Annotated in this window: 6 protein-coding genes; all 6 read right to left on the bottom strand. The window is 66.5% G+C overall.

Annotated features, from left to right (window positions below; all coding sequences use genetic code 11):
* Nucleotides 1-221: 221 nt before the first annotated feature.
* Entirely contained in the window at nucleotides 222-2,441 is a 2,220-nt protein-coding gene (locus RM609_RS34030) for a putative type IV secretion/conjugal transfer ATPase (RefSeq protein ID WP_311616531.1), read from the bottom strand.
* The gene (locus RM609_RS34035) at nucleotides 2,438-3,511 is read right to left on the bottom strand and encodes a hypothetical protein (RefSeq protein ID WP_311616533.1); all 1,074 of its coding nucleotides are present in this window, start codon (nucleotides 3,509-3,511) and stop codon (nucleotides 2,438-2,440) included. Before RM609_RS34035 ends, RM609_RS34030 begins: the two co-directional genes overlap by 4 nt.
* Before the next feature lie 110 nt (nucleotides 3,512-3,621).
* Nucleotides 3,622-4,899 (bottom strand): energy-coupling factor transporter transmembrane component T family protein, encoded by a 1,278-nt coding sequence (locus RM609_RS34040; protein ID WP_311616535.1) that lies wholly within the window; start codon nucleotides 4,897-4,899, stop codon nucleotides 3,622-3,624.
* A gap of 6 nt (nucleotides 4,900-4,905) precedes the next feature.
* Entirely contained in the window at nucleotides 4,906-5,187 is a 282-nt protein-coding gene (locus tag RM609_RS34045) for a hypothetical protein (protein ID WP_311616537.1), read from the bottom strand.
* A 3-nt stretch (nucleotides 5,188-5,190) separates the two neighbouring features.
* The gene (locus RM609_RS34050) at nucleotides 5,191-6,192 is read right to left on the bottom strand and encodes a C40 family peptidase (protein WP_311616539.1); all 1,002 of its coding nucleotides are present in this window, start codon (nucleotides 6,190-6,192) and stop codon (nucleotides 5,191-5,193) included.
* A 179-nt stretch (nucleotides 6,193-6,371) separates the two neighbouring features.
* The gene (locus tag RM609_RS34055; protein ID WP_311616541.1) at nucleotides 6,372-8,006 is read right to left on the bottom strand and encodes an FtsK/SpoIIIE domain-containing protein; all 1,635 of its coding nucleotides are present in this window, start codon (nucleotides 8,004-8,006) and stop codon (nucleotides 6,372-6,374) included.
* Nucleotides 8,007-8,177: the final 171 nt, after the last annotated feature.

An 8,177-nucleotide genomic window follows, 5' to 3' on the forward strand; every position in this document is an offset into this window, starting at 1 on the left:
GTGCTGGACGAGGCCAGGCCCAGCCGGTAGGCGCTTCCGCAAGCCTCACACGACGGGCGCAGAAACGTATGGAACGGCCCTCGTCGCCGAACCGAGCCGGGCGGCAGGGGTCGCTTCATGCGCGGCATTAATGGTCGGAGGGGAGGCTCTCGTCGGTCTCGTCCTCGCTGACGCCCGGCACCGTGCCGACATCCGCTCAGCCCTTCACGCGCTGTCTGGTATCAGAGCAGCCTGGAGTACTGCTGTTTGAGGAGCTCTCCCGTTTCGATGTCGATGGCTGTCCGGTCCGGGCGGAACTCGATCGTGCGGTGCGGGGCCTTGGAGCCTGGCTTCCAATGGGGGCCGCCAACCGCTATCTGCAAACGGGCGGGCTGGTAGCGGCCCTTGACCGGAATCTTGACTTCCAGCTGGATCGGCATGGAAATCTGCCCCGGCTTGAGAGGTTGCGTTTCCTCCTTCGCAGTCTGATCTCCCGAATCGATGCGGACGAGTTTCGGCTTCTCTTCCGAGTTGACCCAGGCTGATAGAACGACAGATTGGCCATCCTTGCTCCACGCCGCCACTGTCTGCGCCTTGACTCCGTCGATGTGCAGTTCTACGGCTGACACACCTTTGTAGGCGGCGGCTTCCTTCTGACGTTCCTGACGCTGTTGGTCGTCTTCGGTGTTATGCCAAACGCACGCGCCGGCAATGCCCAGGGCCACGATCACGGCGATGTAGGGCCAGGTGCGCCGACGCGGTTGCTTGTGTTCCTCACCGTCCCGTGGCGGGGTGGGCAAGGGTGTGGGTGTGGCCGACGACGGGGCTGTGCTGTGCCATGCTGGAGTTGTGGTGTCGCCGGTCGGGTGGGTCTGCTGCCACCATTCCACGTCTTTGCCCATGCGGGCGACGGTAGCGCGGAGTCTGGCTGCTTGGTCGGGGTTGCCGCACAGCTCCGCTACTTGGGCTTGGGTTGTGAGCCAGGAAATGGCTTGAATCGAGTTGATCCCGTACATGTTGATGTCTTCGCGTTCGCCGATGGCGGCCATCTGAGCGGCCTCGTTGCACCGGCCTTCCCTCGCGGCCTGGAGAACGTCCTGGTGATCGATGACGTTCGGCGGCATCTCCCAGTCCCGGTCACCATCGTCTTCGCAGGTGTCCTGCTCGATGGGTACTACCGTCTCCGCCGGAATGTCGTCCTTGTCGCCGTGGTCGCTGTCGGCATCGACGCCCGTCTCGGTCACGGTGGCCTGATCGGCGTTGGCTTCTGCGGTGTCTGTGGAGGTTGTGGCCTGTTGGGCCTGGCGGCGGCGTGTGGAGGTGTCGGTGAGCCGGGCTTCGTCCTCGTCCAGTACGGTCTGGATGATGTCGATGTAGTCGGGGCCGACCTTCCACACGGCTTGCCCAGGGTCCAGCGTCGGGATCTTCTCCACGGCCCAGGCCGGCAGACTGAGCAGCGCGCCGACGATGGCCGCTTCTTCTGGGCCGAGGCGTCCGATGTGGGCGACCTCGCACAGGCGTGCCAGGTCCTGTGCCCGGCCGTCGCCCAGGTCGGAGAGCGTGTGCATCAGCACGTCCAGGGACAGCGCGGCCTTGCGGCTGTTCTTCAGCAGGCGCTGGATCAGTTCGGCTGTGGCGGGGGAGAGGAGGATCTGCCATGCCTCCTCGAGCACCAGGTGCCGGTGCACGGCGGTGGACTGCCGCAGCCACAGGTGTTCTGCCCAGCACGACACGACGGCCATCAAGGCTGGGATGGCGGGGCTGCTGCGGTCCAGGCCGGAGAAGTCGAAGCTGACGATCGACAGGTCCGTCTCGGGCAGGGTGGCGTCCTGGCCGTCGAACAGTCCGCGCAGGCTGCCCTCGGTATAGCGGGACAACGCGATCGCGGCGCCTTCACCCCACCCGGTGAGCTTCGCCGCCGGCCACCGGCCGTCTTCGGGGCGCACCAGTGCGTCCACCAAGCCGTCCAGTGAGGTCGCTTTGGGGTGGTTGAGGGCGTGCTGGAGGGCGTGGGTGGCCTGGGGGCTGAGCGCGGCAGGTTCAACGGCGACGATCAGCGAGCGGACGAGCTGCTCGCGGACCTCGGGCGGGAGGAGGTCGGAGCAGGGGTTGAGGGTGAAGCTGCCGGCCTGGATGACCCGGCCGCCCAGCTTGCGTACGAGCGGCGCCCATTCCCCGCTGGTGCTGTCCTCCCCGAAGCTGTCGATCACGACGGCCTGGTGGCCGTGCTCGAGGATCTCCCGGCGGATGCGCACCTTGCTGGTCGTGGACTTCCCCGATCCCAGGCCGCCCAGGCCGATGGAGTTCGTGGAGGGCAGGATGGCGGCGTCGGCGAGGACGGGGGAGAGGTGAAAGGGGCGGCCGTCCAGCAGGGACCGCCCGATCGGGATGCCGGGGAAGCGGGTGCTGGAGGCGACGAGCGGCGCCGTGATCGCGGCGTGGGTGGAGGGCAGACGGATCACAGGATCGCCCCTTTCCTGGTGGAGGCTCCGTGAGGGGTGGTCATGGCGTGGGCGCGGTGCTGCTGTCCGCAGAGCCAGTCGAGGCGGATGCGGTGCCGATCGGCCGCGAGCGCGGCCTGCCAGCGAGCGTCCATGACGGTTTGAGGGCTGTCGCCCCACACCGTCAGGTAGGCATCGATGTCCACGAGCGTCGCGCCCTGGACGAGCGCGCCGTGCGCGGTGCTGGAGGCGATCTCGTGAGTGTCTTGCTTGACCTTGTCGGTGGTGAATGCTTCGCTTGCGGCGCGCTGCCATTTCGCCGACCGGCGAGACTGGGCCGCCGGGAGCGGCCGATACAGCACCGCTAGGGACCGGTCGGACTCCTGGCCCAGCAGCAGCCGGGGCATGAGGTCACCGCCGCTCTCCTCGGGCCAGCCGGTGATCCGGGCGGTGGAGGCGTGGCGGCCGTCGTCCAGGGCGGCCCAGCCTGGACCGCGGCCGGTCACGGCGGGGATCGGCTCGGGTGTGAGGGGGGCAAGGGCGCCCAGGGCCGCGAACTCGCCCTCGAGGGTGTCGAGGATGCGGTCGGGCTGACCGACCAGCCCCTTGGGGATGTGTACGGACACCGTCTGGGTGTGGTCGGTGTAGTCGCCAACGATGGCGTGGTAGGTGACGTGGACCTGGATGCCGGCGGTGCGGGCCTGGCCGCCGGCGAAGGCCAAGGCGCGGGAGAACGCGTCATGGAACGCCGCCCGCCGCAGCGGGTCCTGCATGGTGCCGTGCTCCGGGTACAGGGCCCAGGTTCTAGTCGCGCCCGGACGCGCGAACACAGCGTCGGGCGCGGTTGTTTCCCGCAGGTGCCGGTATCCGACGGCCGCCCAGCGGGCGATCGAGCGTGGTCCCGGCGCCACGTTGAGCAGGGCCACAGCCGTGCCCACCGCGCCGAAGATCCACACGGGTGGCGGGGTGAGTATCGCGGACATCAGGACGGCGCTCCCGACCCCGGCGTTGATCTTCGTCAGCAGGGTTTCGGCAGGGCTCAGCCCGCGCTGCACGGCGGGCACACGATAGCCGGGGGTCAGGGAGTACACGAAGAAGCCTCCAAAGAGCAAAAGAGCATGTGTGTGCTTGGCCCCGGCATCCGCTGTGGCCGCCGAAGGCCGGGAAAGCGAACGCCGGGGCCAAGCACAGGCAGGTTGTCCTAGGGGGTTGGCGGCCGGTTGGATGCTGGCCGGTTCGGTGCCTGGGGCTGCCGGGTAGGTGCCGGCCTCGGATTCGGCATCTGGGCCTGGCTGGGGGGTGTCGGGAGCTGGCCAGCGGGCGCCTTGGACTGGGCTGCCGCCCGCGCCTGTTGGCGTGCCTGGGTGAGCTGGGCGGTGCGAGCAGCACGTTCCCGGACCTGAGTGACGGCCGATGCCGTCGTCAGCTGTCCCGGACGCTGCCGCTGCTTGACCCCATAAGCGGCGAACAGAACACCCTGGTCCTTGTGCAACGCGCGGCCGGGCGTGTCCACCGAGCGCAACGCGCGCGCGTTCTCCTGCTCATAGACATTCGGCACGCCGGCCCGTACAACCGCCCGGGCCAGCGGGTTGCCCGTGGTGCGCTCCACCACGGTCCGGGCAGCGCGAGCCACCTTGGGGCCGAAGTAGGGCAAGCCATGGAAGATCATCCGCAGCATCAGCACGTCCGCGGCGACCAGCAGGGCAGTGTCCACCACGAGCGAGCCCTTAGCGAATGCCACGAAGGGCGAGACCAGCAGCAGCATGATCGGGGCGAACATCAGCCCCAACAGCCGCATCGCCCACTGCCTGACCGCCGTGGTGTCGCCACCGCGTGCCAGCGACGCCAGCACCAGGGGAGCCATGCACACGAACGCGAGGATGCCGAGCTGACGCGTCATGAACACCAGCGCGGCAAATCCCAGAGCCACCACGAGTGCGGAGATGATCAGTAGAAGTGCCAGCGGGTTTCCCGAGTCCGCTCCGCGCTGCAGGTCATCGCGTACGACGTTGAACAGGGTCGTCTCGTTGCTGCTGAACGCGGCCGTGAACGCACTGTTTATGGCCGTGTCCAGCAGCATCACGACCCCTGGGATCGAGGCCATACCGGCGACGGCCGCCAGCGTCCACCCGGTCGAGGCCCCCATCTGCCTTAGCCGGGGTACGCCCCGCCAGGCGGTCAGGGCACACACGACGACCACGCACACGAAAATCGCCACGGCGAGGTGCTGGCCGAGCCACAGGAACGGCTCGTACAGCGTGCTGTCGGACTTCTCCGGCGCCCAGACGCGCTCCGGCGCGACCAGCGCCTGGACCTTTTTGATGAGGCTGTCGGCGAGGCCCCTGACATGCTGGGAGGCGCCGTCGGTGATGCCGCCTCCCCCGCCACCTCCAGAGCCCGGGGAATGGTCTTTGCCTCCTCCTTTACAGTACGTCCGGGCCATGCCTTTGATCAGATCGCACGGGTCTTTGTCCGGCATGGCGGATCAGCTCTTGGCGTTGGTGACGGTCGAGAAAAGAGTGTCCCCGTAGAGGGCGAGGATGACGGCGACGAAAAGAGTGCCGACGGCCATCGAGCCCTTCTGTAGGGCGCTCTTGGGGTCATTCGACAGCTGGAGCAGCATGCGGACGGCAATTACCGCGATGACGGCTGCGATGCCCTTGGTGACCAGGCCGCCGCCGGTGAGGCCGATGGTGTCGAAGAAGTCTTTGAATCCGCCGCTCATGTCGACCGGCTTGGCGAGAACGATGAACTTGGACATGAGCATGGGTCAGGCCTCCTTGTTGTGGATGGGGCGGGCGATGGCGAATACGTCACTCATCGCGTCTTTGGAGTCGAAGCGGACTTGGGTGCCGGGCCGAGGGGCGTTGATGATCCAGCCCCCGCCGATGTAAATGCCCACGTGGTGAAGGTTGGCCGGGCTGTTGCCGTAGAAGACGAGGTCTCCAGGTATTTCCTGTCCGGGCTTGACGGGATCGGATGCCGCGTACTGTTCCGCCGCTGTTCGCGGTAGGGCAATACCGACTTTCGCGTAGGCATAGAGCGTGAGTCCGGAGCAGTCGAAGCCCGTAATGGCTCCACCGGAGCTTCCGTTGGGTGAGCAGCACGTGCCCGTGGTCGGGCCGCTCGCGCTTCCCCCGCCCCACGAATAAGGGGTGCCGAGCATCTCTTGTGCCGTGTTGACCACCGTGGCGGCCTGCTCTGTCGTGGTGGCTTTCCCGCCCGGTGACGGCTGCGCGGCGAGCGCCTTGATTTCCCGGACGTATGCCTGTGTCTCCTCAATGGCCGGAATACCTCCGGCCTTTCGGACGCGTTCACTGCCGGCGTTGTAGGCGGCGAGCATGTTACTAGTCTTGTCGCCAGGGACGTCTTTGACATCCTTCGCCAAGGTGCACAGGTATCGGGCCGCTGACGGGATCGCGTCCTTGGGATCCCACACGTCGCGTTTTCCGTCGCCGTTCGCGTCGATTCCTTCGGTCTCCCACGTGGACGGCATGAACTGAGCGATTCCCTGCGCGCCGACCGGTGACGTCCTGTCCGGGATGAAATCAGATTCTTGGTGAAGGAGCGCGGCGAGCAGGTTCGGGCTGATTTCGGGGCAGGTGTGTCCCGCGTCCTCGATCAGGTTTTTGTACTGGGTGGGGACGGACAGGCTGAGTCCTCCTGCCATACCCGTGCCTATGGGGTCGTCGCCGGCGGCCTGGACGAGCGCGGCCACGACGACGGCCGCGGTTGCTCCCAGGCCGATCGCTAGCGCTGCGGTGGTGCGCAATGCGCCTCCTCCCTCTCTTGCGGGGTGTTTGACTGTTTGTGCAGGTCAGGTCCGCCACCCATGACCGCCAAGGGACCGCCAGACCACCGCCACCCAGGTGGTACTGACCATCACCCGCACCTGTCTGGTGGCGGCGTCTGGCGGTGGTTTGGCGGTGGGCTGGCGGTGCCGGGTGGCGGTCAAGAACCGGACATAAGGGCTGCGGTGAGGTCGGCGAGGCGATAGCCCCGAACGCCCTTCGGGCCCTTGCCTGCCGGAACTCCGAGCAGCCGGGACACCTTCTTCCCGCGGTTCACCGGGTCCGTTTCTGTGATACCGAGGGCTGACGCCAAGTCGGCAGTGGACATGAAATCCAGGCCCTTACTCTGCATCAGCTCGATCGCCTGCTTCCGCGGGGATACCGGCGCCTGCTCGAGGACCTGCTGCTGGCGATCGTGAACTCCGTCCACGACTTCCCAGATGAACTCGTCCGTGAAATTGAAACCCCGGATTAGAGTGGAAACCCCGTGCGCGAAGAGCACGCCCTGGCCCTTGATGTTGGAGTCGAGGAGTGCCGGGCTGATCGGGGCGACCGTCTCGAAATACGTGTCACCCAGGGCGACTTTCGCGGTTCCTTCCGACGCCACGTACAGGCACATCCGGTACAGGAACTGGTCCCGGACCATGACCGGGATCGCGTTCTGTGCGGGACGCTGCGTCAGCATCACGGTGGAAATCTCGGATTCCAGCGCCTTCGCGACCAGTGACCGGGCCTTCTCCGCGACCTTGCGAGCCCGCTCCTTTCCGGCGGGCGTTCCGTTGTCGGCGAAAAAGTCAGCCGCTTCATCAACGATGAAGAACACCGGCTTGAACATCGGGATCGGACGCCGGTTGCGGATCGCGTCCTGAATCTTCCCGTAGCGCTGCTCCACGCGGCCGTTCAGCTTATCGAGCATGCTTTCCATGACGGCCGGATCATCAGATGCCTCGTAGCGGGCCGCAATTTTCTCAAACCGTGTCAGCCCGCAGTGCTTCCCATCGAGCAGATACAGGTCGAAATCACCGTACGCGATCAGCAGACAGGTGATGAGACCGTTGACCAGGGTGGTCTTGCCCATCTGGGTCATGCCGCCGACCAGCAGCGATGCCTTGTCGAAAGTTGGTACGCCGACGAGTTCGCCAACGACGTCGTGCCCGAACGGGACTCCGTTGAATGCCACGATTTCCTGCCGGGTTGGCGCCGGGACCGGCCGGCTGAACGGTGGCTCATCCAGCACCAGCAGCTGCACCCGGCGCTCGTTCTGCCGACTGCGTTCGAGCTTGGTATGCAGGCGGGTCACGCCGAACATTCCGGCGATGTTTCCCAACCGCTTCTCGACATCCATATAGGTACGCCCTTTGGGTACCAGGAAGTCGTAGCGCTTACCCGTCCGGACAGCGGTGACCGTGACTTCGTCGGCACGAATCACCTCGTCCTTTCCAATGGTGCCCGCCGTGACAAGCGCCGCGGTCAGCTCTGGGTGCGCCGGCACGACCTGGACGGCCTCCTCCGCCACACTCGTCGCCGTGGCGGGCACCTCCTGCGAGCGCATCACCGCAGGCTGCTCCTCGCGTGCCCACAGGCGTTTGACGCCCGTGCGGATACGCCAGGCCAGGTAGCCGAGGGCCACCAGCGATCCTGCGGTGAGCAGCACCGTGGCCGGCCAGGACAGGCCCAACTTGGTCTTGATGGCGGCCAGGATGCCGAAGACGATGACGAGAGCGCCGATCGCGCCCGCAGCCTGGCCGTAGGCGTCCTCACTGGCCTGACCAGGGTGCTGTTTCCTCTTGCCCACACCCCCTCCTTCAAAAGATCGTGGGCACGCGATCGTAACAAACCGATCGTCCCGTTTCCTTCGAGTTTCTGAGGGCTCTCGCCGGATCTGCGCAGGTCACGCGTGCGCTCGCCGGGCCACGAGCCGGCTCTGCCCCTCGATTACGTGATGACTTTCGGTAGTCACAGCGAG

Origin of the sequence: Streptomyces hesseae, from assembly GCF_031845785.1 — a bacterium.
Taxonomy (GTDB): domain Bacteria; phylum Actinomycetota; class Actinomycetes; order Streptomycetales; family Streptomycetaceae; genus Streptomyces; species Streptomyces hesseae.

Bases quoted from the DNA above. Each gene is read 5' to 3' on its own strand.
- RM609_RS34045 (WP_311616537.1), bottom strand. From the start codon at position 5,187: ATGCTCATGTCCAAGTTCATCGTTCTCGCCAAGCCGGTCGACATGAGC.
- RM609_RS34040 (WP_311616535.1), bottom strand. From the start codon at position 4,899: ATGCCGGACAAAGACCCGTGCGATCTGATCAAAGGCATGGCCCGGACG.